This window comes from Polynucleobacter sp. 30F-ANTBAC, assembly GCF_018882385.1.
GTDB lineage: Bacteria > Pseudomonadota > Gammaproteobacteria > Burkholderiales > Burkholderiaceae > Polynucleobacter.
Genome location: NZ_JACVON010000002.1, coordinates 460354 through 485554, shown reverse-complemented (window position 1 = coordinate 485554; position 25201 = coordinate 460354). Strand labels below are relative to the sequence as shown.

At 42.0% G+C, this 25201-nt stretch carries 19 protein-coding genes; 6 read left to right on the top strand and 13 right to left on the bottom strand.

Annotated features, from left to right (window positions below; translation table 11 throughout):
- The first annotated feature begins 25 nt into the window (after positions 1-25).
- Both ICN28_RS07960 and ICN28_RS07955 read left to right on the top strand, forming a co-directional pair.
- The gene (locus ICN28_RS07960) at positions 26-1648 is read left to right on the top strand and encodes a GMC family oxidoreductase (RefSeq protein ID WP_216287641.1); all 1623 of its coding nucleotides are present in this window, start codon (positions 26-28) and stop codon (positions 1646-1648) included.
- Positions 1649-1661: 13 nt separating this feature from the next.
- A complete protein-coding gene (locus ICN28_RS07955; RefSeq protein WP_216287640.1) occupies positions 1662-3077 on the top strand; it encodes a coniferyl aldehyde dehydrogenase in 1416 nt (471 codons plus the stop codon).
- Here ICN28_RS07955 and ICN28_RS07950 read toward each other — a convergent pair.
- From ICN28_RS07950 to ICN28_RS07935, 4 genes are all read right to left on the bottom strand, one after another.
- Positions 3066-3515, bottom strand: coding sequence for a nuclear transport factor 2 family protein (locus ICN28_RS07950; protein WP_216287639.1), 450 nt, complete (start codon positions 3513-3515; stop codon positions 3066-3068). The genes ICN28_RS07955 and ICN28_RS07950 overlap by 12 nt on opposite strands.
- 20 nt (positions 3516-3535) lie before the next feature.
- Entirely contained in the window at positions 3536-5176 is a 1641-nt protein-coding gene (locus ICN28_RS07945) for an FAD-binding protein (RefSeq protein WP_216287637.1), read from the bottom strand.
- A 22-nt stretch (positions 5177-5198) separates the two neighbouring features.
- Complete coding sequence (locus ICN28_RS07940; RefSeq protein ID WP_216862394.1) at positions 5199-6893, bottom strand: FAD-binding protein; 1695 nt, start codon at positions 6891-6893, stop codon at positions 5199-5201.
- A gap of 75 nt (positions 6894-6968) precedes the next feature.
- A complete protein-coding gene (locus tag ICN28_RS07935; RefSeq protein ID WP_216287635.1) occupies positions 6969-8156 on the bottom strand; it encodes an acyl-CoA dehydrogenase family protein in 1188 nt (395 codons plus the stop codon).
- Between the two features lie 230 nt (positions 8157-8386).
- Between ICN28_RS07935 and ICN28_RS07930 the strand changes: the two genes are divergently transcribed.
- Together ICN28_RS07930 and ICN28_RS07925 are read left to right on the top strand one after the other, a co-directional pair.
- Positions 8387-9679 carry an MFS transporter gene (locus ICN28_RS07930; protein WP_216287633.1) on the top strand — a complete coding sequence of 431 codons (1293 nt, stop codon included), beginning with the start codon at positions 8387-8389 and terminating at the stop codon, positions 9677-9679.
- Between the two features lie 7 nt (positions 9680-9686).
- Positions 9687-11816 (top strand): FAD-dependent oxidoreductase, encoded by a 2130-nt coding sequence (locus tag ICN28_RS07925; protein WP_216287632.1) that lies wholly within the window; start codon positions 9687-9689, stop codon positions 11814-11816.
- Positions 11817-11818: 2 nt separating this feature from the next.
- On the opposite strand, the gene ICN28_RS07920 is transcribed toward ICN28_RS07925, so the two are convergent.
- Genes ICN28_RS07920 through ICN28_RS07880 form a run of 9 tightly spaced genes read right to left on the bottom strand, consistent with a single transcriptional unit; the run spans position 11819 to position 23483 of the window.
- The gene (locus ICN28_RS07920; RefSeq protein WP_216287630.1) at positions 11819-12346 is read right to left on the bottom strand and encodes a hypothetical protein; all 528 of its coding nucleotides are present in this window, start codon (positions 12344-12346) and stop codon (positions 11819-11821) included.
- Positions 12339-14516, bottom strand: a complete 2178-nt coding sequence (locus ICN28_RS07915) for a 3-hydroxyacyl-CoA dehydrogenase NAD-binding domain-containing protein (protein WP_216287628.1) — start codon at positions 14514-14516, stop codon at positions 12339-12341. Before ICN28_RS07915 ends, ICN28_RS07920 begins: the two co-directional genes overlap by 8 nt.
- Before the next feature lie 14 nt (positions 14517-14530).
- Positions 14531-15739, bottom strand: coding sequence for an acetyl-CoA C-acetyltransferase (locus ICN28_RS07910; protein WP_216287626.1), 1209 nt, complete (start codon positions 15737-15739; stop codon positions 14531-14533).
- Between the two features lie 2 nt (positions 15740-15741).
- A complete protein-coding gene (locus ICN28_RS07905) occupies positions 15742-17451 on the bottom strand; it encodes a class I adenylate-forming enzyme family protein (RefSeq protein WP_216287624.1) in 1710 nt (569 codons plus the stop codon).
- On the bottom strand, positions 17451-18212 hold the full coding sequence (locus ICN28_RS07900; protein WP_216287623.1) for an SDR family oxidoreductase: 762 nt from the start codon (positions 18210-18212) through the stop codon (positions 17451-17453). Before ICN28_RS07900 ends, ICN28_RS07905 begins: the two co-directional genes overlap by 1 nt.
- 9 nt (positions 18213-18221) lie before the next feature.
- Positions 18222-19349, bottom strand: a complete 1128-nt coding sequence (locus tag ICN28_RS07895; RefSeq protein ID WP_216287622.1) for an acyl-CoA dehydrogenase family protein — start codon at positions 19347-19349, stop codon at positions 18222-18224.
- Positions 19349-20563 (bottom strand): acyl-CoA dehydrogenase family protein, encoded by a 1215-nt coding sequence (locus ICN28_RS07890; RefSeq protein WP_216287621.1) that lies wholly within the window; start codon positions 20561-20563, stop codon positions 19349-19351. Before ICN28_RS07890 ends, ICN28_RS07895 begins: the two co-directional genes overlap by 1 nt.
- Before the next feature lie 2 nt (positions 20564-20565).
- Positions 20566-21642, bottom strand: a complete 1077-nt coding sequence (locus ICN28_RS07885) for an MBL fold metallo-hydrolase (RefSeq protein WP_216287620.1) — start codon at positions 21640-21642, stop codon at positions 20566-20568.
- Complete coding sequence (locus ICN28_RS07880; RefSeq protein WP_255536190.1) at positions 21639-23483, bottom strand: long-chain-acyl-CoA synthetase; 1845 nt, start codon at positions 23481-23483, stop codon at positions 21639-21641. Before ICN28_RS07880 ends, ICN28_RS07885 begins: the two co-directional genes overlap by 4 nt.
- A 147-nt stretch (positions 23484-23630) precedes the next feature.
- On the opposite strand from ICN28_RS07880, the gene ICN28_RS07875 reads away from it, so the two are divergent.
- Both ICN28_RS07875 and ICN28_RS07870 read left to right on the top strand, forming a co-directional pair.
- On the top strand, positions 23631-24416 hold the full coding sequence (locus tag ICN28_RS07875; protein ID WP_216287616.1) for an enoyl-CoA hydratase: 786 nt from the start codon (positions 23631-23633) through the stop codon (positions 24414-24416).
- The gene (locus ICN28_RS07870; protein ID WP_216287615.1) at positions 24394-25200 is read left to right on the top strand and encodes an SDR family oxidoreductase; all 807 of its coding nucleotides are present in this window, start codon (positions 24394-24396) and stop codon (positions 25198-25200) included. The genes ICN28_RS07875 and ICN28_RS07870 overlap by 23 nt, the downstream gene beginning before the upstream one ends.
- Position 25201 lies beyond the last annotated feature (1 nt).

Sequence of the window (25201 nt, the reverse complement as noted above, 5' to 3'; positions counted from 1 at the left end):
ACCATTTAAGAAGGTACAACTTGAAATGAACTCACATTTTGACTTTATTATTATTGGAGGAGGCTCTGCCGGCTGTGTTTTGGCGGCAAGATTAACCGAAAACCCCAATAACCAGGTTCTCTTATTAGACGCAGGGGATGGGGGCGATGATTTACTCGTCAAAATGCCTGCTGGATGGGGAAAAATTGGCGATAACCCTAAATATTCATGGTTATTTAAAACTTCGCCCGAACCCCACCTGAACCAAAGACAAATTGATATCCCAAGAGGTAAGGTTTTAGGTGGATGCTCTGCCATTAACGGGATGATTTATATCAGAGGCCAACGTGAAGATTACGACATAGACTGGAAAAATGCAGGTGTCGATGGATGGAGTTGGGAAGATAATTTACCTTATTTCATTAAATCTGAAAAACAAACCGAATATGCCAATTTAGATGGGCATGGCTATGATGGTCCGATGATTATTTCAGAGGTCACTCATAAACACCCCGTTAGCCAATTCATCATTGACGCAGGTCGTCAAGCAGGACTGCCATTATTAAAAGATTTTAATAATGGCAATCAAGAGGGTATTGGCTACTATCAAACCATGACTCATAAAAAAGAGCGTTGGTCTGCAGCCAAAGGATTTCTAACACTGGCAAAGGCAAGAAAAAACTTTACCCTAGTAACCAAAGCTCATGTTGATAAGCTCATCATTAAAGATAAAAAAGCAATTGGTGTGAGTTATATCAAAAAGAATCAACGCTTTGATTGCTTTAACCGTCAAGAAACTTTACTGTGCGCTGGCGCTCTCGGCTCTCCATCTATTCTGATGCGCTCGGGCATTGGCGATCCTGAAAAACTCCGTTCATTAGGCATCCCTATAGAACACGCCAATGCTCATGTTGGTAAGAATCTTCACGATCACTTAATTATCCCAATTGTCTATAAATTAAAAAATCATCAATACAGCCTTAATAAAAACCTTCAACCCATCAATCTCATCAAAGAGACCTTTAAGTATTTATTCCAAAGAACAGGCGCATTGACTTCGTGCGCTGCAGAAGTTGGTATATTTTGTAAAAGTAATCCCAGTTTATCCAGACCTGATTTACAGTTTCACTGCCTACCATTTAGCGGGGATCTTGAAACAGCTGCTAAAACAGGCAAGAAAGTTTCAGATCAGTTCCCAGGTATCACTTTGGCGCCCTGTCAAACAAGGCCAAGTTCAAGAGGTTCAATAGAAATAACTGGCAAAGATATCAATGCCCCAATCAAGATGAACTTCAACTACCTCGATACAGAGTTAGATCAACAAGTGACGATCGCCGGTATGCGTTGGTCAAGAAAAATTGCAGAGCAAGTTGCATTGAAAGGCATTGATGCTCAAGAAGTCGGGGCCAGCGCATCAGCCAAGACAGATGAGGAGTATCTAGCCGTTGCTAAGCAGCATGGTCTGACAGCCCACCATCCAGTAGGTAGTTGCAGAATGGGGCAAGATGCTGATGCAGTTGTCAATAATCGCCTCCAATTAAATGGCATCAGCAACCTTAGAGTGGTTGATGCTTCGGTTATCCCAAGTGTTACATCTGGCAACACACATGCCCCAACAACCATGATTGCCGAACGAGCAGCCGACTTTATCTTAAAAAAAATTAACTAAGAAGGAGTAACAAATGACAAATTTAAATATCACAACAGTTCTAGAAAATCAAAAACAAGCTTTTATTAATGAAGGGCCAGTCTCCCTAGCCGTTCGAACTAAAAGAATTCAAACAACCATCGATCTTCTCATCAAATATCAAAAAGAGTTAACAGATGCTATGAGCGCCGACTTTGGCGGTCGCCACCCTGGATTCTCTCTGATGAATGATGTCTTGGGTAGCTTAAGCTCCCTCAAACATGCCCGAGAAAAATGTGGCACTTGGATGACCTCAGAAAAACGTGCTCCTTTTAGCCCCTATGATCAAATGGGCGCTGATGCTTGGGTGATGTATCAACCCAAGGGAAGCGTTGGCATTATTGGCACATGGAATGCCCCTCTTTACACTTTATTTGCACCATTGGCGTATGTATTTGCAGCTGGCAATCGAGCCATTCTCAAACCATCCGAGGTTTCCGAGAATACATCTGCCGTTATTGCAAAAGCCGTGGCAGAAATGTTTGACCCACTAGAGTTGGCTTGCATGGAGGGAGATGCCCAGTTTGCAAGCGAATTTACCAATCAAGCATTTGATCATATCGTTTTTACTGGCAGCACAGCGGTTGGCAAATTGGTGATGCAAAATGCAGCAAAGAATCTTGTGCCAGTCACATTAGAACTGGGCGGCAAATCACCAACAATCATTGGCAAAACAGCTGATATTGATGTATCCGCCTGGAGAATTAGTGCAGCAAAATCTTCTAACAACGGTCAACTTTGTGTGAACCCTGACATCACTTATGTCCCAAGTGAAAAGCTAGATGCATTCATAGCTGCCATGAAGAAAAACACCAATGACATCTTTCCATCGATTGCGAACAACCCTGACATTACTGGCATCATCAATCAAAAACATTTGCAAAGGATTGAAGGCTATGTTGGCGACGCCAAGAAAAAAGGTGCTCGAATTGAAGAATTAACTGAATCTGTTACTGATACCAATAATAGAAAACGTGGTTTACGATTAGTGATCAATCCAGGCAAAGATACTCAAATTATGCAAGAAGAGATTTTTGGGCCAGCCATGATCATTCAAACATACGACGATATCAAGCAAGTTGTCGCTGACATTAATTCAAGACCAAGACCTTTAGCACTATATTATTTTGGTCAGGATACTCAAGAACAAGATTTCGTTTTAGGTCACACCATCTCTGGCGGCGTATCGATTAACGAGGCCATGATGCATGCAGCTATGCAAGATGCACCTTTCGGAGGAGTTGGAGCATCAGGTATGGGACATTATCACGGCAAAGAAGGCTTTTTAGAGTTCAGTCACATTCGAACAGTATTCAAAGCAGGTGATATCGACCCTAGAAAAGAATGGGGTGCAGTGCCACCTTACCCAGAATGGTTAGAAGGTGGCATGCAACAACAACTAGTTCCTTAATTGGAAATCTTTTAAATGTAAAGAAAGATCACCTGCAAAATCTATATGGGTATAGTCTCTATGAGACCATACCCATTTTTCATTTTGAAGCTGAAATTCATCGTAATATCGGCCACTCAAGATTAGACGAATCACTTGATTTTGGTCAGGTTGAAACACATTGAAATAAGACTTCACTTTGGCCAAACCGGATAATTCATCGATTTGAATAATCGGGTTTGTGATCACATGCTTGGTTCTAGGCGTTCCACATGGATAAAGAATGATGATTTTTTTCCATAGAGCCAATAACTCATCTTTACCAATAAACTGATCTTTTCGTGATGAAATTTTTATTTGAGCATGACTAAACATATCAGCAGCCAGATTAAGCTGACCGTTATCAATATATTCAGCATACTGAAATAATAAGTTGCTAATCAGTTGCGCATGATTCATAGATGCCTAGCAAATAGTTATCACTGACCTTTGCCAAGAATCGCTCGAGCACATCGGCGCCCAGAGAATATGCAGTCAGCCAAGGATAGTCCGCTGATATATAAGTTCGATGGCACACCAACTGCTGCACGACCTGCAGCATATAAGCCTAGAATCTCAGTACCATCGTCTCTCTTCACACGGCCCGTTAATTCATTTACTTTTAGACCACCTAAAGTTAATGAGCCCAATGGGAAAAATTTATTTCTCGTACCAATATTGAGCGCGTAATAAGGGGGTTTCACAAGAGCTTGGGTATAAGCCGCAGACTTTCCTAAAGGATCTTTTTGACCATTTTGAATTGCTTGATTGTATTGAGTGAATGATTGCGTCAGCTCGTTTGGATCCATTTTTAAACGAAGCGCCAACTCTTCTGGAGTTTTTGCTTTAACCACGCCCAAATACATCAACATCAAAGCTGGCGCCCACTGAAACCACCACATCTTGCCAAAAATAATATTTTTCAAAGAGTCCCAGCGTAACTTAGAGTCCAAAAGCAACCAGGCCTTACCTTCATTATTCTCACAAATATGGTATCCCAAGGTTGCACCATAAACCTCTTCGTTAAAAATTCTTTTACCAGTTTTATTAACAACAATACCTTTTGGCCAAGTAGCTGGCGGATTAATAAATCGCCAAGCAGATATTGTGCTCATCCGATCAATGGCCGCATTCACACCAAGACCTAAGCGAACTGCACTACCATCACAACCGGTTGCGCCAATCTTGAAATTTTTAGTGTATTTAGGTGCATATTTTTCAAGCATTTCTTTATTGAAAATAAAACCGCCTGTAGAAAGAACAACACCGGATGAGCCACGGATGAATATTTTTTCAGAAAATTTATTTTCAAGATCAGCAATTTCACGTCTTAATTGATCCGCTGTTTTAGGTCGTGTATTTTGAATCGCCTCTGCTTTGGTAGCCAACTTTTGATGTCTTAATGTTTGGGGATGTCCAGGAGGCATTCTCCAGGCCTCAACACCAATCACCTGCTGGGTATCTTTTAATAAGATCAGTCTCGATACTCTAGTTTGGGTCAGAGGAATGACCCCTTTTTTAAGACATGCTTCCTTGAGCTTGGCATATAAAACCACACCGCCATGACCCTTTCCTACTGTGCGATGACCTCTCGGTGCAGGAGGGTGATCCCCCATGTGTGAAGGAACCGTTTCATTACCTGAGTAATAAAGATAATAGCCATCGGCCGGATAAGATGTTTTACCTCCTGGCGGCATCGTATGAGTGTAGGGTGCTCCATGAGACTCCAGCCACTCTAAATTTCCTTTACTATCATCACAAAACTTCTTGAGAGTGTCATCAGAAACCACACCCAATGTTTCATGCTTCAAGTAATCAAACATGGCTTCCGGCGTGTCTGCAAATCCGGCTTTCACCTGATGACTTGTTCCGCCACCTGCATAAACAACCCCACCACTTTTTGCGCTTGCACCACCACCATTAAATCTATCAATAACGATAACGCTAGCGCTCTGCTCCAAGCTTTCTAAAGCTGTTGCTGCTCCTGCAGCCCCCCAACCAACGACTAAAACATCAGCTTGCTGATGCCATTTGATCTCAGCTACAGAGGAAACATATTGGGGTTCAAGTATTTCAGTCATAAGATTACTCAAAAAATATTAATTAGATAGCTTTTGAAGCCATATGATCTGCAGCGATCATGCCAAATGTCATAGCTGGGCCTAATGTCGATCCAGCTCCTGGGTATGATGTTCCCATCACAGAAGATGACGTATTTCCGATGGCATACAAACCTTTAATTGGCTCACCATTTTTTAATACCTGAGCAAATTCGTTAGTAAGTAAGCCACCTTTGGTGCCGATATCACCTGGATCAAGTTTCATGGCATAAAAGGGGCCCTTCTTGATTGGTGCCAAACAAGGATTGGGTTTGACATTGCTATCGCCATAATAGGTATCAAATGGGTTACCGCCCCTTTGGAAATCTTCATCAATACCGGTTGCGGCGTAATGGTTCATCTTCCCAACAGTCGTTACGAGACCCTTTGTATCAATTTTTATTTTTTCTGACAACTCTTCAAGAGTGTCAGCTTTCCATAAAACAGTATTCCACCATTCTTTTTTAACTCTCATGTCCGGCATGATTTGAGCGGGCATGATAGGTCCCATGGCGTAATGGAATCTGTAATGCGCATCAAAAATAACCCATGCGGGTATGCATGAGCCAGTCTTTTGATGATTTTCATACATGGCATGACCAAACTCTAAGTATGGCGAGGCCTCATTAATAAAACGCTCACCAAGACCATTCACAACGATGGCACCAGGAAACGCTCTTTCTGCAAAAACGCCGCGTTGCTTTTCTTCTTTAGGCACATAAATCGTTGGACACCACCAAGCCCAATTTAATAAATCAGTATCAACACCTATATTTTGAGCAGCCGTTAAGCTGGCACCAGTATTGTTATTAATTGGCGTAGCACTCCAAGCATGATTCGTTGGTTGCGGTAAATATTTCTCTCTGAGGGCCTGATTTCTCTCGAAACCTCCCGCTCCTAAAATAACGCCTTTGTTGGCATTAATAGTGATTTCTTTATCTTCTTTTTGTGCGATAACACCCTTAACTGAACCATCGTCAGCCAAGATAAAATCTTTAAAGTCGGTACTCAACCACAGCGGGATATTTCTATCCATCATGCTTCGACGTAAAGCACTAACCAAAGAACTGCCTAATGCTGAGCGGCGATCACGATTTAATCCGCGCTTTTTACGCCAGCCACTATCAAATTTATAGCGCAACATTGCCCACAAAACTAATAGTCGCCAGCCTCTCTCTTTTGCCATCACTTTATGGGCTTGACGCGCATTCCAAGCAATTTTCCCCATCAACAACGTTGTAGGCGATGCTGGCTGGAGGTTATGAATCTCATCACCAAGACTATCCACATCAAATAACTCAGGATCTAGACTTCTGCCCCCTGGCAAGGAACCTGGTAAGTGCTGATAGTAATCAGGATATCTCTCAGCAACTTCATATTTTACACGCGTATCAGTTTCTAAATAGAGCGCCATCTCTGGAGATTTTGTGATGTACGCCTCAACTCTAGCACTATCAACCCTATCACCAATTGCAGCATTTAAATATGTTCGAACCAATTCAACGCTATCTTTGCCACCTTTTCTCTTAAATTGATGGTTGTTAGGTATCCAAATACCCCCACCAGAGATGGCTGAAGTACCACCATAGTATTTTGATTTTTCAATAACTAAAACTGATTGGCCTTTATCATGCGCACGAATCGCTGCCAACATAGCGCCAGCGCCGGATCCAACAATCACAACATCATAATTATTCATATCAATCAATATTCAGAATTTTATAAAAATGCCGGGGATTCCCCGGCATAAGTTTTACAAGAATGCTTTAAAACCTTAAACGTATGGATCAGGATTAGGCAATCCCAATACAACAGCACCATATGCACGAGCATGAGAAGTAAAGTTATTTGAGATATGACCTCTTGCTTGATGGACATCTCTAAATATTCTTCCCACTGGGCTATCGCTGTATAAACCAGAAGCAGCCATTGAACGCATTAAGTTACTAACTTGCTCACAGCAAACATTAGCAACATAAGACGCATGGTATCTATACAACAAGCGCTTCTCAACAGGCGGCAACTCATTCTTCACCGCGTAATCCATTAAGTCGTCATAGTTTCTCTCTAAAACTAACTTTAATGAATCCGCTGTACAAATAGCCTCAGTAACAACTTGTTGGGCCAATGGATCTTCCGCTGTCTTATTACCGTGTTTACCAACGTGCGCTTTTGAATAATTAATAAATTCGTTAATAGCACCATCAAGGCCACCGATACATGCTGTAGAAACAGCGCGCGTAAAGACTGATGCGAATGACATGTTGTAAATTGGATTGGTATTTTCAATACGTCCTGGCGTGTCTTCGATGGAAGTGCTGTTTGTTCTTTGAACGAAATCATGAGGAACAAAAGTACCTTTCACTTCCACATCATGACTTCCACTACCGCGAATACCCAATGTATCCCAATTTTTATGAATCTCAACAGCAGATTTATGAATCAAGAACGTACCGTGTTCTGGATTGCGTCCATTACCAGCAGGAATAATACCGCCTAGTAAAAACCATTCTGCATGCTCACAACAGCTTGAGAATCCCCAGCGACCACTCACCTCATAGCCACCCTCAACAGGGTTAACTTTCGCTACAGGCATATAAGTTGAGGCAACTAATGTTGTGTCATCTTTACCCCAGATTGTTTCTTGAACTTTTACTGGATATCTTGCAATTTGCCAAGGATGAACACCCATCACGCCATAAATCCATGCAGTTGACATGCAGGATTCAGCTAAAATTCTTTGGACATGGTAAAAAACGCGGGGATCCAGCTCGTAACCGCCCCAAGCTTTTGGTTGCATGACCTTAAAAAGGCCAGTAGCCTTCATTTCAGCAATTGTCTCATCTGAGATTCTGCACTCTTGATCAGCTTTTAACGCGCGATCACGAAGTTTTGGAGCAAGAGCACGAGCTGCTTCTATGAGCTTCATCTCGTTTTTTAAATTTTCTGGTGAACGATCCATTTTGATATCCCCTTGTGATAATTAACAATTAAAGTTAATTTAGAGTCATCTTAGCTAGATTGAAATAAGTTTGCATAACTCAAACAGACTAAGTTTTAAATAATTCTTAACTTTAGAATCTATCTCATCAGCTTTTAAAGTATCTCAAATGAATGGGGGTATTTCAAAGCCTATTGTTACCTTACAAAAGGATAAAATGTTGCAATGCCGCAAAATTGGGGATGGCGTCGATGAGTAGCCGTCTGAATCAATCCTATTGGTATCTGGCGATTATCATTTTGATCTATATGGTGACTTTTTCTGGCCGCCAGATACTTTCTGTCTCAATCGAGTCTATCAAATTAGAGTTTCAGGTCAGTGACACCCTCATTGGCGTTGTGACAGGTCCTGCGTTTGCTTTTATTTTTGCCCTATCTGGTTTACCTATGGGGCGACTATCGGATCGGATCAATCGATCCAAAATGATTGTTATCATTTTAGGTATTTGGACCTTTTTAAGCACATTAGGAGCTCTTGCTGGGTCTTTTTGGCTGTTAATTCTCAGTCGAATGGGTATTGCAAGCGTAGAAGCAGGCATCAACCCCACTTCCATGTCCCTGATCAGTGACATTTTCCCCCCGGAAAAAAGATCATTTGCAATTAGTCTCTACACAGTAGCGCCAACCATTTCTGCAGTTGTAGGCTTAGGTATTGGTGGCTGGCTGGTGTCAACTCAAGGCTGGCGCTTTACATTCCTGGCCTTATCCGCTTGTGCACTGTTACTAACTATTGCCAGCATCATCTGGTTAAAAGAACCCCAACATATTAAAGATCGTGAAAAAAACATCGGCGATGTTAATTTCTTTGAATCCGTAAAAATGGCGTGGAAAATCCCCTCATTTAAATGGATAGCGCTTGCAGCAGGTCTAACAAGTATTGCTGGCTATTCTTTTGGAATGTGGAGCAGTGTATTTCTTGTTCGCAGTCATGGTTTATCCATTGCTCAATCTGGCGCAGTTGGTGGTCTTTTGTTTGGATTAACTGCGGCAGCAGGCACTCTCACTGGTGGCAGTTTATGTGATCGACTCATCAAAAGAAGTCAAGAGTGGCAAATCGGTGTTCCTATTATTGGTCTTGCTATTTCAACGATCGTTGGCATCATTTATTTTCAATTCCCAACGGATACGTATTTCAATGTTGGCGATAACAAAATACCTTATGCGGTATTTTTTGGGATGCTCTATAGCTTTTTTAATGTTTGGTGGGCTGCACCTATTTATGCAGCAGCCACCCACTTGTCGCCCAATAATATGCGCTCATTTACATTAGCGATTCTCTCGCTTTGTACGATCTTATTAGGCGTTGGCGTTGGACCTCTTTTAGTTGGCTTGATTAGTGATTTACTAGAACCCACCTTCACCAATCACTCTCTCAGACATGCCATGACCATCATACTTTTTACCCAGCTATTGGGCATTGCATTTTTCTTCAAATCTAAAAAGATGTACTCCACCCATATCAATCAACAAAAACTAACCGAGTAAATTATTCATGCCTTATTCAAATATATTCAAATCTGGCCATATTGGAAAAATGGAGCTAGCCAATCGTATTGTGATGGCACCCATGGGCTCAAACTACGCAGAGACTGATGGCACCTGTGGTGAAAGGATTCAATCCTATTACGAAGCAAGAGCAGCTGGAGGCGCTGGTCTTCTAATAATGGGGGTTGTGTCAGTAGGTTTTCCGCATGGTACTGCAGAGCCTTACCAAGTAGGTATATCCGATGACAAGTACATTCCCGGTCTCTCTGAGATTACTAGAAGAGTTCATGCGCATGGATCAAAAATTGCTGTTCAACTACAACATGCCGGAAAAACTTCTGTTAGAGATATTGTTGAAGGTAGACCACTACTAGTTCCATCAATTCCTCCGCACCAAAAATCAGACATGATGTTGTCTGTTACTCCTGATGAAATAGCGCGCTTTGTTAGACCAAATAAGCCACCTGAAATTAGAGTGATGGAGCAAGAGGATATTCAAAAAGTGATCTCTTGGTTCACAGAAGCCGCCATACGTGCCAAGAAATCTGGATTTGACGGAATAGAAATACATGCAGCTCACTCGTATGTCATAGCTGGCTTTTTATCTGCCTACTACAACCACAGAACAGATGAATATGGTGGCCCAATTGAAAACCGAGCACGTCTATTGTTAGAGGTGATTCAATCCGTTAGAACAGCCGTTGGTCCTGACTTCCCAGTGTGGATCAGATTAGATGCTTATGAATTAAGAACGCCAGGTGGCATTACTCTAGAAGACGCGAAAATAGTTGCCAAAATGGCTGAGGAAGCTGGAGTGGATGCCATACATGTTTCAGCATACGCAACTATCACAACAGGTTCTGCTTTTACGGAAGCGCCTTTGGTTCATCAACCAGGTGGCTTTCTTAATTGGGCGAGTGAAATCAAGAAAATTGTCTCCATTCCCATTATCACTGCCGGAAGAATAGACCAAGAATTAGGTGAATCTGCCATAAAAAATGGGCAAACGGATTTTATTGCTCTCGGCAGAAAACTTCTAGCAGATCCAGAACTTCCAAATAAGTGGAAACAAGGAGATATCAAGGGAGTGAGACCTTGTATTTATTGCTATACATGTGTCAGTGAAATTTTCGTCAATGAACGTGTCAGATGTGCGGTCAATGTGGCAACAGGTCATGAATTTGAATGGCCCGTCACATTCACGGAAAAACCTAAAAAAGTCATCATTATTGGTGGTGGGCCAGCGGGCATGGAAGCAGCAAGAGTTGCAGCCCAGAGAGGTCACCAAGTCACGCTAGTTGAGAAAACCAATCAATTAGGTGGAACACTGAATATTGCAGCCATGGCTTATTCAGAAAATGGCCTGCTATTGGATTACCTCATCAACCAGATGCGTCACCCCAATATCCAAGTCAAACTGAATACCTCCATCAGTGTGCAAGAAATCCTGAAGGAAAAACCAGATGAAGTCATGGTAGCGACAGGAGCAAAATACCAATCCACACAAGCCCTTTCAAAAAATCAAAAGAATGCATGGGATGGTGAGTTGCTGAGATCCTTGCTAAGTAGCGAAAGCATGGGGAAAGAGCTAAGTGCACGATTACCTATCTGGGCACAATTAGGTTTAAGTATCGCGAAGTTAAGTGGGTTGACTAAGAGTTATAAAGTACTCCAACGCCTTTCTAAGATTTGGTTGCCTTTTGGTAAAAACATCGTCATTGTGGGTGGCGGTCTTGTGGGCTGTGAACTCGCCGAGTTACTTGTTGAACGCAATAGAAAAGTCACCATTCTGGAAGACGGTACACATTTTGCCAAAGAGATTGCCATTGTTAGACGCTGGAAAGTTCTAGACTATCTAAAAGCAGAAAACGTCACCCTACTGAGCCAACATCAACTGACATCCATCCAGGCAAATAGTCTCAAGGCTTTTGATGCGAAAAATCAAAAGGAAGTTCAAATTTCTTTTGATGATGTCATCATTGCCAACAACTCAGTAACTGGAAGAAACATTAATTCTGATTTTGAGAAATCTTTAATTGAAAATAATGTTCGCGTTACCAATCTTGGCGATTATGAGAATTTAGGATATATCAGCAATGCCATGGCAACCGGCTTTCAGGCGGGTCGTAGCTGCTAATCCTATTTAGAAAAGTCGTCATTTAAAACCTGTGTCCTCACCATCACCGAATAGGCGGTGATAGGTGAGGTTATTGCGGCTAAAAAACCCGCAATACATGCGACCAATATCCCATATTCAGTCACATTAAGAACAATATTAGCGAGGTATGTTCTTAATAACTCAACAACAACATATGTGATCGAGGCCATTACGCAACCAAGTAAGACCCCCCAAACCCAATAAGACTGTTTAGCAATAGTTAATAGGTAATCATTTTTCAAAGGGGGCACAAAGAAAGTCTGACCTGATCGGATCATCCGCATAACAACTTGCGTGTTAATGATTGTCAAAATAAAGGGTAACAAAAAAGAGGTGATCACTAAACCAACAGCCACCCCTTCTTCACCAAAAAATCGGATCGACTCAGACCCTTGCTTAATTAATATAGCAATCAGGCCATTAATCAGCATGTTTGTTAAACCGCTAATTAATGCCTGATCTACCAATAGGTAATGACTCAGCGTTTTTTGGGCTAAATGATTAGCCATTTAGCAAAACGCTGGTTGGCCCATAAAAAGTTTTTTTATTCTTAGCCATCAATCTTAAAGATTCAGGAACCCCAAATCGATCTTCGCCAAAACTCTTAGCCAACTGATCACAACGACTGATCACATGATCCAGACCCAAGGTGTCCATCATTGAATACGGGCCACCCAAGTAAATAGGGAAACCAACTCCTAGACAAGCACCCACATCGCCATCTGCAGGGTGATCAATCACCTTCTCTGAAAAACACTTAGCAGCATCCACTAACTGCGAAAATAAAAGACGCTCTTTGACTTCAGCCAATGATGGCTGAGCACTCTCCTCTTTTAGCTTCCAAATAGAATGAAGACCAGGCCAAATTGATTTACCGCCATCAGCAGCGTATTCATAGAAACCTTTTCCATTTTTACGCCCAAATCTCTCATGTCCCTCAACCAACGTTGTGATGACGGCTAAAGATGAACCTGGCTTGTAATCGGGCCCCAAATCTTTCTTGGCTTGCTGCCCCGCATGATGGGCCAAATCAAGACCTACTTCGTCAGAAACAGCCAATGGTCCAATGGCCATACCAGCTGATTTAGCAGCTTGCTCAACAAGAGCAGGGGACACACCCTCAGAGACCATTGTGACACCCTCATTGATCATGGCTCCAAAGAAACGGCTCGTAAAGAATCCGCGACTATCATTAACTAATATAGGAGTTTTTCTTAGTTGGCCAACAAAATCCATTGCATAAGCCAATGTTGCAGGAGATGTTTTTTCTCCTTTAATAATTTCAACCAGAGGCATTCTTTCAACTGGCGAGAAGAAATGCAAACCAATAAATTGAGTAGGTTCAAAATAGGTGGTTGCTAAGCCTGAAATAGGTAGAGCAGATGTATTTGATGCCATTACTGCGTCTTTAGACATGAATTCAGCTGCTTTTCTATACACTTCAGCTTTAACATCTCGATCTTCGAAAACAGCTTCAACAACGATACTAACCTCAGCTAAGGTGGCGTAGTCTGTTGTTGGATGGATTCTAGAGAGAATCTCAGCAATCTTTTCTTCTTTAATTCGACCCTTTTCAAGATCACGCTTCATTTTATTTTCAGCGTAGCTTTTACCTTTTTCTGCAGCAGCCAAGTCTCGATCAATTAAATAAACATTCAAACCTGACTGAGCAGCAACGTAAGCTAATCCAGCCCCCATCAAACCCGCACCAATGACGCCAATTTTTTCGTGCTTTTTCTTTTCAACGTCTTTGGGGCGGCGACTTAATTTATCCGCCTCGGATTTATTCAAGAAAATAGTACGGATCATATTTCCAGAGACAGGGTCTAAATTGAGTTTCACGAAATATTTGCACTCAACTTTAATAGCCGTATCCATTGGCAACTGCATGCCTTCATAAATACAAGAAAGAATGGCTCTAGGAGCAGGTAAGTTATGTTGAGTTGACGCCTGTACAGACGCATTTGTACCCACAAAGAACTGGGCAATATTCGGTTGCATAGGGCTTGAACCGCCTGGGATCTGAAACTTCTCTTTATCCCATGCTTGCTTAGCCATTGGATTATCCAATACCCATTGCTTAGCCACTTTCATCAAATCATCTGCAGGTACTACTTGAGTAATCAAGCCTAGCTCTAATGCTTTTTTGGCATTTAATTGAGAACCTTGCAACAGTAAAGGCAATGATTTTTCAACACCTAGTAAACGTAAATAGCGTTGTGTTCCACCAGCACCTGGCAACAAACCAACACCAATCTCTGGCAAACCAACCATAATGCCTTTTTTGTCAGAAACGATACGAGCATGGCACGCCAATGCAATCTCAAATCCACCGCCTAAAGCTGCACCATCAATGGCGGCAACAAATGACTTGCCAGATGTTTCTAATTTTCTTAAAAAAGATGAAAAATCAAAACATCTCTTAAAGAAGTCTTCAGGGTCCTTCTTCTCATAAAGTGAAGCTTCAAGAACCTTAAGGTCAGCACCTGCAACAAAAGATGATTTAGCTGAGCTAATAATGACGCCTTTTACAGAATCGTCTTGAATGGCTTGATTAACAGACTCTTTAAATCCATCAATAAATTGTTGATCCATCACATTGGCAGCTGAATTAGGTTGATCAATCACAATTGAACAAACACCATCTGCATCTACAGAATATTTAAAGTAACTTGTCATTTTTTTACTCACCATCAAATACGTTCAATAATTGTTGCAGTACCCATACCAGCACCGACACAAAGAGTGGCTAACCCTGTAGAAACTTGGCGACGCTCCATTTCATCCAACAAGGTTCCTAAAATCATAGCTCCCGTAGCGCCCAAAGGATGGCCCATAGCAATAGCACCGCCGTTCACATTCATACGATCATGAGGAACAGACATCGCATCCATAAAGCGCAGCACAACAGCTGAGAAAGCTTCATTGAGCTCCCATAAATCGATATCAGATACCGCCATACCAGCGCGCTTCAAAGCTCTCTCAGCTGCGAAACTTGGCCCCGTTAACATAATGGTTGGCTCACTACCAATCGAGGCGAATGATCTAATTCGTGCTCTTGGCTTGATGCCCAATCGATCGCCCAACTCACGATTACCTAATAAAATTGCTGCAGAACCATCCACAATGCCAGAACTATTACCAGCATGGTGAACATGATCAATCTTTTCAACAAGTGGGTAAACTTGTTGAGCAATGGTATTAAAACCTGCTTTCTGCCCCATCATCGCAAATGAAGGCTTTAAGGCCGCAAGACTATCAACCGTAGTCTCAGGTCGAATAGTCTCATCACGAGACGCAATAGTTAGTCCAATCACATCTTTAACTGCAATAACTGATCGATCGAAATAACCTTTGCCCCATGCCATGCTGGCGCGACGATGGCTCTCTGCTGCATAAGCATCACAGTCAGATCGACTGTAACCATACTTGGTTGCAAGCAAATCAGCACTGATACCTTGCATAATGAAATGCGTATTGAATGCCACATCAGGGTCTAAAGCCCAAGCACCGCCATCAGCCCCCATAGGCACTCTGGACATGCTCTCTACACCACCACCAACAGCAGCATCTGCTTGACCTGCCATGATCTTTGCAGCAGCGATATTCACTGCCTCAAGACCAGATGCGCAATAACGATTCACTTGAACCCCTGGGACACTCTGGTCATAACCGGCATTGAGTGCAGCGATTCGGGTGATGTTTCCTCCCTGCTCTCCAACCGCAACAACACAGCCAAAAATAATATCTTCGATTAACTTAGTATCTAACTTATTTCTATCGCGTAAATTTTGCAAGGTTTGAGTAGCCAATTGAATGGGCGTAATCTCATGAAGACACCCATCAGACTTCCCTTTTCCTCGCGGCGTACGAACGTGATCGTAAATAAAAACATCAGACATTGTTATTGCACCTTTCCACTTAAATATTCTTCTCTAATTTCTCTTTTTAATAATTTCCCGGCAGCACTTCTTGGCAATGCATTTGTCCTGATCTCTATATGCTTAGGGATTTTGTAATTTGCCAGCTTAGCCTCAAGAAATAATTTCAAACTAGGTTCATCGATTGTGGAGGTTGGTTTAATGGCCACACAAGCCATTACTGCCTCACCATATTTTTCATCAGGTATAGAGAAAACAACTGCTTCAACAACGTCCTCGTTGGAATACAAGCAGTCCTCAACTTCAAGGGCTGATACCTTTTCGCCACCTTTATTGATAATCTCTTTGATACGATCAACAATGAACAAAAAACCATCTGCATCAACATAACCCACATCGCCACTGTGATACCACGAATCAACGATCGCATCAGCAGTAGCTTTTTCATTACCCCAATAGGAAGTCATATTGGCAAGACTGCGAATACAAATTTCCCCAGGCTGACCATCATCTAAGATCTCATTTGCAGCACTCAAGCACTTAACTTCAACAATTGGTGAGATGATTCCAGCAGATTTTGGCTTAACCAAATACAGATCTCCGGAAGCCTGAGCTCCAATACCATTTGTTTCAGTTGCCCCATACCCAATACCCAACATCCCCATCTTTTGAACTTCTTGCATATCATCGAGTAATTTGGAAGAGGCAGCACCGCCGCCCAAACCAAGTGCGAATAAGCTTGAACGATCAATTTTTGAAAATTTAGGGTGTCCCAATAGCTCTTGAATCATGGCGGGAGAACCATTTAACTGCGTCACTTTTTCAGATTCAATTAAATCAATAATATTTTCAACATCCCATTTCCAGGCAATGAGCAACTTTCTACCCGTTAGCAATGCAAAAAAGAATTGAGCATGCAATCCACTCACATGAAAGAACGGGACAGTAACCAAAGCCGTAGGATTAATACCGGAGGTCATAAACGATTTAATTTTCTCTGGGGAGAGCATCGCTGCTAACGCAGAGTTAAATTGAATATTCCACAAAGATTGAACGATCGATCGATGGGTTGAAAGAGCGCCCTTGGGGTGACTGGTTGTTCCAGATGTGTACATTAATAATGCAAAATCTCCCGGGGCAATTTCCACCGGATTTAATGACTCTGCTGACGCCAATAACTCGCTATATAAATAATTGTGAGTGCTTGATTGATCTTCTGAAGAGCCCTCAACTAATATTGAATTAACATGCAGTCCTTCAAGATCTTTACAGACCAAATCATGTCGTGCCTTATCAAGAAAAACTATTTTTGGTTGGGCATCTTTGAGCCCAAAAATAATTTCATCTCTTTTCCCCCAGCTATTAATCGGCACCAGAATAGCGCCAAGCTTTATGGTTGCCCAAGCTGCAACAAGCCACTCTGGTCGATTGCGCATAGCAATCGCAACTCGATCTCCCTTTTGAATTCCTAATTGTTGCATTCCGGCAGCTAGGCGGTCTGCTTCTTCAAAAAATTCTTCAAACGTATATCTTTGAGACTCCCATGCTAAAAACTCTTTTGGACCAAACTGTTGTCTAGCAGATGAAAGTAATTCAATTAAATTATGTGGCGCTTTAGGGAAATAAGGATAGGTTTGACTATCAACTTCAATCTCTCCCAACTCAAATGGAGATCCAGCACCTAATAATTGTTTTTTTGTTTGCGTTAATTGGTCTAATAAATTTTGCATCATTAACCTCCAATGGAGAGTCCGCCACCATTAACAGCTAAAACCTGGCCTGTAATCCACTTTGCATCTGGAGAGGCAAGGAATGCTGCAGCTGCGCCAACATCTTCTGGGGCACCAAGAACTCTCATTGGCACGGTTCGAAGTGAAGCCTCCATCACTTCAGGAGAGATATCACCACCATTATTCATGGTGCCAAGCGTTAAGGCATTGACAGTGACACCTTTAGGCCCAAACTCATGAGCCAAATGACGAGTTAATCCAAGAACACCCGATTTAGCAGCGCCGTATACAGCCACTCCCAATGAGAGACCTACTCTGCCAGCATCTGATGAAACCGTAATAATTCTTCCCCAACCTCGCTCACACATTCCAGGAGCAAATACATGTGCGCAATTCATCACGCCATATAAATTAACTCCCACATAGGCAGACCATTCAGCAGGGGTCGTTTGAAGAAACTTTTTCAAACGGATTGTTTCACTTCCCATATTTCCGGCATTATTAACAAGAATATCAACTTGCCCAACTTGAGCAGCCGCAGCTTTGACTTGATCATAATTTGTGACATCAAAAGGTAGTGCGCTTGCCTGTAAACCCATCTCGCGGATCTTTGCAACAGTTGCCTCCGCTCTTTCTGGGAAGTAATCATTGACCAAGACAGTAGCGCCCTGCTTAGCTAAACGCATGGCAATACCCACACCCATACCTTGCCCTGCACCAGTCACCAAAGCAACCTTACCGCTTAAATCAATAAATGTATTCACAACAAACCTTTATAAATTAATTAGACTGGCGTAGCGGGCTTGATGAAACTCAACATCCCCTAATGAAGCCTGAGCAACACGTGCTCTCTTTAAATAAAAACCAAGATCGTATTCATCAGTCACACCAATGCCACCATGCAACTGAATGGCTTCATTCGTAACTAACTCAGCAACGCTAGAACTTAAGGCTTTAGCAAGAGATACCAACTTTGGCATTTCAGAATCCTTAGCATCAATTGCCTCAAAAGCAGCCTTAACTGTACTTCTAGCCAATTCAATTTGCGTATACATCAATGCAGCACGATGTTGAAGAGCTTGAAAGCTTGCAATCGGCCTATCAAACTGAATTCTTTGCTTCATATACTCGATCGTCATATCGAATACCGTTTGAGTAATACCCAACAGCTCTCCAGATAAGCAAGCACGACCTTTATCTAAAGCCAGATCTAATGCTGCTTTTGCAGATAAAGCTCCTGATAATTTATCTGCTTGCTTAACAGCCACTTGATCAAATTGAACATTAGCCATATTTCTATGGTCAATCGATCTGAAAGGGCTCACTGTGATTCCTGGAGTATTGGCATGGACTATCCAAAGAGATAGCTCAGTGTCACCATCTTCAATAGCACTCACAATATAGTGAGTAGCGCCCACAGCGCCAAAACAGAAAACTTTTTTTCCAGACAAAGTGTAAGTGTCACCCGATTTCTTAACCACTGTAGCAACTGAGTGAGGGGCATGCCGATGGAATTCATCAATAGCAAGACTCCAATGATCCTCACCAGAGATTAACCTCTCTAAATACTGGCTTATTTGGTCTGGATTTGCTCCATTCAATAAGCATTCTCCTGAGAGAACTGTCTGATTTAGAAGTGGGGAGGCAGCTAAAGTAATGCCAGACACCTCAAAAATAGAGCCCAAGCCTTGATAACTAAAACCTAAACCGCCAACCTCTTCAGGAAATGGTATGGCACTCCAACCCATCTCAATCATTTGTTGCCACACTTTGGGGTCATAACCAAGACCTTTAGGATTTGCCCTTAGATCACGCACTTTAGCTACGGGTGAATGTTGTGCAAAAAAATCCTTGGCGGTATCAGTTAGCAATACCTCTTCTTCGGTAAGTACTAAGCTCATTATTTTGCCTCCCAATCAGGAAGTCCTAAAACTCGTTTAGAAATAATATTTAATTGAATTTCTGAAGTGCCTCCTGCAATGGCAATTGTTTTCGAAATTAACCATCGGTTAGTGAATGCCAACTCTTCCTCAGTAAATTCTTCATACCCACCTTCGTTATCCCAGCCTAAACCTCGATAACCCATCATATTGAGAACATCCTCTAATCTCTTTTTCTCAAGTTCAGCGCTAATATATTTAAAACTGCTGGCTAAACCACTGACATTCATACCTGCTCGACCCTCTTCAAAAGCTCTTCTAGTGGTTAACTTATAAGCATGATCAGCCATTAATCCAGAAACAATAGATGATTTAAGTGCTGACGTAACATGAGCACCTTCAGGCCCCTGTAAATACCTTTTAACAAGTGCTAAATAATCAAAATCTGGTGCGCCGCCATCATCAAACTTTGACATGGCTTTTCTTTCAAACTGCAACAGACGTTTTGCTACAGTCCAACCGCCATTAAGCGGGCCAATTAAATTTCTTTTAGGGATTCGGACTTGATCAAAAAATATTTGGCAAAAGTGAGAAGAACCACTAATCATTTCAATCGGCTTAATATTCACACCAGGCAGCTTTAAGTCGAGCACAACAAAACTAATACCTTCTTGTTTAGAAGCTGCTGGATCTGTTCTGACCAACATATAAATACAGTCAGAGTGATTGCCATGGGATGTCCAAATTTTACTGCCATTGATAATGAAGTCATCACCATCAAGCACTGCGGTCGTTTTTAGACTTGCCAAATCAGAACCCGCATTGGGCTCCGAGAAGCCCTGACACCAGCGAACTTTTCCCTGAGTCATGGGCAACAAAAATTCTTTCTTTTGCTCTTCAGTACCAAACTCCAATACAACAGGGCCTAACATCCATATGCCTAAATTGATTTGAGGGACTCTGCACCTCAATTTCCGCATCTCTTGCTCTAACACCCTATTTTCATCAGGGTTCAGACCTCCGCCACCAAACTCTTTAGGCCAATCAGGGGCGAACCAACCCTTATCACGCATCCTCTCAAACCAAATCTTTTGATCATCTGACTGGAACTCAACGTGCGAACCACCCCAGACTATTTGATCTTCGGTTAAAGGAGTTCTTAAGGACTGTGGACAATTAGCGTCTAACCATTGACGCACTTCCGCTCTAAATTCTTCTAGTTGATTATTTGACATATTTATTCATGTGCCTGAAAAAGAGGTTTTTCTTGCTGAGGTGGCAAGTTATTTGTAGAGTACCTCAATAGATTTTCATCATCTTCGATGACAGAGAGTTGATCCATTTCAACCAAGTAATTTAAATGAGCCAAAGCCTCTCCCGTTGCCAAAAATTTATCAATCGGTGTTGGCAATCTTGGAAACATTAAATTCGTCACATCCATTACTTTTTTAGAACCATCAAGGCAATAGTTGGTAATTTTTTCTAAAGCACTCATGTGGTGAAGCTTGAGCTCAGCCAATCTGGCATGCAATCCTACGAAAGGCAATTGATGCGACGGCAATACCAAGCAGTCCTCCGGGAAAACTTTCAGGCTATCTAACGAATCTAGCCAATTTTTTAAAGGATTGGCGTTAGGCTCGGATGGTGAAACGCAAACATTGGATGTGATTTTTGGTAAAACTTGATCGCCCGATATCAAAACATTTATAGAGTCAGAATATAAACAAACATGCTCGGGCGAATGTCCAGAACCTATAAATACTTGCCAGCGATGCTTACCAATCGTTATAAAGTCACCTTCACTTAATCGATAGTAAGTAAATGGCAATACTGGCATGTAATTTGTATTACTTAACATGTCCAAAAGTGCTTTAAATTCAGCCGGCTCCATACCAGCTTTAATACAATAATCACCATAACTAGCAGGCATCTTGTCTTTTTTATCGCTCATATGCTTCATCGCAATCAGCGTCAAAAATTCAGTGTTACTCATGTAGAGTTTTGCACCAAAACGCTCAACCAACCAGCCAGACATCCCAGTATGGTCATTGTGATAGTGCGTGCAGATAATCCCTTTGAGAGGGCTTTCAGAAAAATATTTTGCTGCGATTTCTTCCCATAAACTTTTTGTCATGGATGTATTCAAGCCAGTATCAATCACCCACCAGCCATCATGGTCGCGCAATAAGTACAAGTTGATGTGATCCAACTTAAACGGCATGGGCATCCGCAACCAAAAAACATCTTCAGCTACTTCAATCAACTCCGTTGGAAGCGGAGGCTTACTGAATGGATACGCCAATGCCTTTGTCATGCCAACTGCTTATTTAATGGAGCAAGTTCCTTATAACCAGCTTTTTCAAGAGCTGCTGCTGAATATGGAACATAACATCTACCTTTTTCATCAATGACATACAACTGATCATCGAATAGATTTGGGTTGTAGGAGTGCTTCTGTAAATCTACCTTTCTAAGCTTATAAGTACCCGTCATATCCATTTGCTTATTAATCCTCACAAATTGAGGCAAAGCATATCGAGGTAAATGATTGGCGGCAAACTCATAGAATGCAACCGGGTCAAAGCTTGCATCGGGATTTAACATCAAAGCTACCATGCCAGCACGACCCTCATAACCCGGAATCTCTACACCGTAAACTGTTGAAAAGAGAATGCCAGGAAAACCCTCAAGAACGGCTTGGACTTCTAGAGTAGAAACGTTTTCACTTTTCCATCTAAAGGTATCACCAATTCGATCTACAAAATAACAGTACCCATCTTCATCATATTTAAGAAGGTCGCCTGAACTCCACCACTTATCGCCCTCACTAAAAACATTTCGAAGAATCTTTTTTTCCGTGGCCTCTTTTGATGTATATCCTTCAAAACGGCCACCACCAGTCATAGGACTCTCAACAATATAAGCAATTGCCTCTCCCACTTCCCCAGGTTGACATGGGATATAAAACCCGGCGGCATTCTTAGGATGGGTATTGGTATCTTGATCATACTTAACAATACGTAAATTGGTCTTTTCCCAATAGGGAACTCGCCCACAGGATCCCACCTTATTGTCAAAGTTTAAGGTGTTAGCATTTCCCTCAGTTGAACCCCAACTCTCGTAAACATTCTTTATGCCAAAACGATTGATGAACTGGTTCCAATTGTCTTTTGTTAAACCTGTTCCAGTCATTTTGACTAGCGTATGCCCTCGATCATTCGGGCTTTCTGGTTGGCTTAATAAATACCGACAAATTTCACCAACATATTGGCAAGAGGTAACGCCATACTTCCTAACATCTGGCCAGAATTGCCTTAGACTAAATTTTCTTCGAAGCGCTATAGCAGCACCAGACACGAGAGCTGTTGATGTCAAAGATGTCGCTGCCGCACCGTGGTACAACGGTAAGAAACAGTAAAAAACATCTTTGTCATTAGACTCTAAAACGACCTCCATCACTGCACCGGCCATCATCCACCGCATATGACTTGTAATAGCCGCTTTGGGTAACCCGGTTGTCCCAGAAGTAAAAATATACAAAGCCACTTCTTCTGCCGTGATATGGGCTCTCATAGCTCGATCTGGATTATCAATAGCTGCGCCATGAGCTAACTGCGTGATATTCCTGTCTGATAACTTGATCTGCGAATCAGTAATTGAACACTCAGGATCCTCTACGCGCCAGATAGGAACTTCAATATGAGTAAATTGTTTTTCAAAGTTAGTGATGCACTCATCCCCAACCAAAACACATAGTGATTCACTTTCCTTTACCGCGTGCTCCAAGGGCAAACCCTTTAGATTGGTATTCAGAAAAGAAACTCTCAATCCGAGCTTCATAGCAGCAAACCAAACCCAGTAAAAATGGGGCCGATTTTCTAAACATATTGAAATAGTTTGAGAAGCTTTGAGGCCTAACTTTAAAAAAGTATGAGCAAATTGATTGATAATCTCATTAGCTTGCTGATAGGTGTACACCTCATCGCCATAGTACAAGAAGACCTTAGCACTGTGCTTTTTGACCTGCTCTTCCCATCGGTCAGCAGTGGTGTATAGATCCAGGGGCTTTACCCGGTCAGCAGCAGCAGATCGACTGTCTAATTTAGCCTGTGTTTGGTCTTTAGGGACCATGAAGTCGACTTGGTTGACTGTCATTTGATTTTTTTCTTAATTGACTGAGCTATTTTATTAAAGTTGACACTACTTTGATGGAATAAAACGCTTCCATCTTCGTCCAGATGGACGATGACTCAAAATAGGCGATACTTGAAAGTACTAAATATAAAATCTTAGGCAATATTCATGAATTTAGCTGATTTAAAGTACGTTTTATATACCGAGCCCGAGCCATCTATTGCAATGGTTCAATTAAATAGGCCAGACGTCACCAATGCCTTGAGCTTAGAGCTTCAAGCTGAAATTTCAGCTATTTTTGAAAAGATTAATAAAAACGACTCTATCAGGGCCGTTGTTTTAACCGGGGGGCAAGCTAATTTTGCTGCTGGCGGAGATATCAACAGCCTTTCGGGCTGTGGCCCTATCGAAATTTACAAACGTCATACTGAATTAGTTTGGGCTCCCATTCAAAATTGCCCCAAACCAGTTATTGCAGCAGTGAATGGTTACGCCCTTGGTGGTGGTTGTGAGTTAGCAATGCACTGCGACATCATCATTGCCGGAGAAAGTGCCTTATTTGGCCAGCCTGAAATCAAAATTGGCATCATGCCAGGAATTGGTGGAACTCAAAGGTTACTGAGGGCAGTTGGCAAGTTTCAAGCCATGAAAATGCTTTTAACAGGTAAACCTATTTCAGCCAATGAGGCTCGCTTAGTAGGTTTAGTCAGCGAAGTTGTACCCGATGACCAAACAGTTGATTTGGCTCTAAAAATGGCTAAAACGATTGCCAGAATGCCACCTTTAGCCGTTGCTCAAATCAAAGAAGTAGTGAGCATGGGCTTGGATATGCCCTTAGAAAGCGCCCTTCTGCTTGAGAGAAAGGCCAACCAGCTGCTATTTTCAACCAAAGATCAAAAAGAAGGAATGGCCGCCTTTATTGAAAAAAGAGATGCCAAATTTAATGGTGACTAACCTGGATTCAAAAGTCCCCCCTCATCATTTGGCGGGTAAACATGTCTTTATAGCTGGTGGCACCAGAGGCTTCATGCTTGACATGGCAAAGGATTTTGCAAAATTGGGCTGTTCTGTGACTGTTGGCAGTAGAAATGAACAAAATTGCTCCAATGCACAAAAAGAGTTGAATGCCATTAATCCAAAAACTCAGGCAATTCCATTTGACGTCAGAAATTATGACGATGTGACAGCGGCACTCAAGAACTCCTTTGACCTTTACGGCGCTTTTGATGTTGTGATTGCTGCCCAGGCTGGCAACTTTCAAGCACCAGCAAACCAAATCAGTGCCAATGGCTTTAAAACAATCATTGAGATTGATCTAATTGGAACATTTAATTTATTTCGCGGTAGCTGGGATTTTTTAAAAAAACCAGGGGCCTCGTTGATAGCCATTTCAACACCTTCCGCTAAGCAACCCGTTACTAATCAAGCGCACGTCTGCTCAGCAAAAGCGGGCATCAATATGTTAATTAAGTGCTTGGCGCTTGAGTGGGGAGTCAGTGGTGTTAGGGTCAACGGCATCTCTCCGGGACCGGTCAAGAATAGTTTTGGTATGGATCAAGTAATTGCTGCCTCTCGAGAAGTCCAAGAAAGAGTTTTATCCATGGTTCCACTTGGACGCTACGCAGAGTCATCAGAAATATCAAAGCTAGGACAATTTTTAGCCTCTGAAGAATCCTCTTATATCACTGGCACCATTTTGGATATTGATGGTGGCATGCAACTCAATATGCACTCTTAAG

Excerpts from the sequence above, each read along its gene's own strand:
- ICN28_RS07960 (WP_216287641.1), top strand. The coding sequence starts at position 26 with ATGAACTCACATTTTGACTTTATTATTATTGGAGGAGGCTCTGCCGGC.
- ICN28_RS07955 (WP_216287640.1), top strand. The coding sequence starts at position 1,662 with ATGACAAATTTAAATATCACAACAGTTCTAGAAAATCAAAAACAAGCT.
- ICN28_RS07950 (WP_216287639.1), bottom strand. The coding sequence starts at position 3,515 with ATGAATCATGCGCAACTGATTAGCAACTTATTATTTCAGTATGCTGAA.
- ICN28_RS07945 (WP_216287637.1), bottom strand. The coding sequence starts at position 5,176 with ATGACTGAAATACTTGAACCCCAATATGTTTCCTCTGTAGCTGAGATC.
- ICN28_RS07940 (WP_216862394.1), bottom strand. The coding sequence starts at position 6,893 with ATGAATAATTATGATGTTGTGATTGTTGGATCCGGCGCTGGCGCTATG.
- ICN28_RS07935 (WP_216287635.1), bottom strand. The coding sequence starts at position 8,156 with ATGGATCGTTCACCAGAAAATTTAAAAAACGAGATGAAGCTCATAGAA.
- ICN28_RS07930 (WP_216287633.1), top strand. The coding sequence starts at position 8,387 with ATGAGTAGCCGTCTGAATCAATCCTATTGGTATCTGGCGATTATCATT.
- ICN28_RS07925 (WP_216287632.1), top strand. The coding sequence starts at position 9,687 with ATGCCTTATTCAAATATATTCAAATCTGGCCATATTGGAAAAATGGAG.
- ICN28_RS07920 (WP_216287630.1), bottom strand. The coding sequence starts at position 12,346 with ATGGCTAATCATTTAGCCCAAAAAACGCTGAGTCATTACCTATTGGTA.
- ICN28_RS07915 (WP_216287628.1), bottom strand. The coding sequence starts at position 14,516 with ATGACAAGTTACTTTAAATATTCTGTAGATGCAGATGGTGTTTGTTCA.
- ICN28_RS07910 (WP_216287626.1), bottom strand. The coding sequence starts at position 15,739 with ATGTCTGATGTTTTTATTTACGATCACGTTCGTACGCCGCGAGGAAAA.
- ICN28_RS07905 (WP_216287624.1), bottom strand. The coding sequence starts at position 17,451 with ATGATGCAAAATTTATTAGACCAATTAACGCAAACAAAAAAACAATTA.
- ICN28_RS07895 (WP_216287622.1), bottom strand. The coding sequence starts at position 19,349 with ATGAGCTTAGTACTTACCGAAGAAGAGGTATTGCTAACTGATACCGCC.
- ICN28_RS07890 (WP_216287621.1), bottom strand. The coding sequence starts at position 20,563 with ATGTCAAATAATCAACTAGAAGAATTTAGAGCGGAAGTGCGTCAATGG.
- ICN28_RS07885 (WP_216287620.1), bottom strand. The coding sequence starts at position 21,642 with ATGACAAAGGCATTGGCGTATCCATTCAGTAAGCCTCCGCTTCCAACG.
- ICN28_RS07880 (WP_255536190.1), bottom strand. The coding sequence starts at position 23,483 with ATGACAGTCAACCAAGTCGACTTCATGGTCCCTAAAGACCAAACACAG.
- ICN28_RS07875 (WP_216287616.1), top strand. The coding sequence starts at position 23,631 with ATGAATTTAGCTGATTTAAAGTACGTTTTATATACCGAGCCCGAGCCA.
- ICN28_RS07870 (WP_216287615.1), top strand. The coding sequence starts at position 24,394 with ATGCCAAATTTAATGGTGACTAACCTGGATTCAAAAGTCCCCCCTCAT.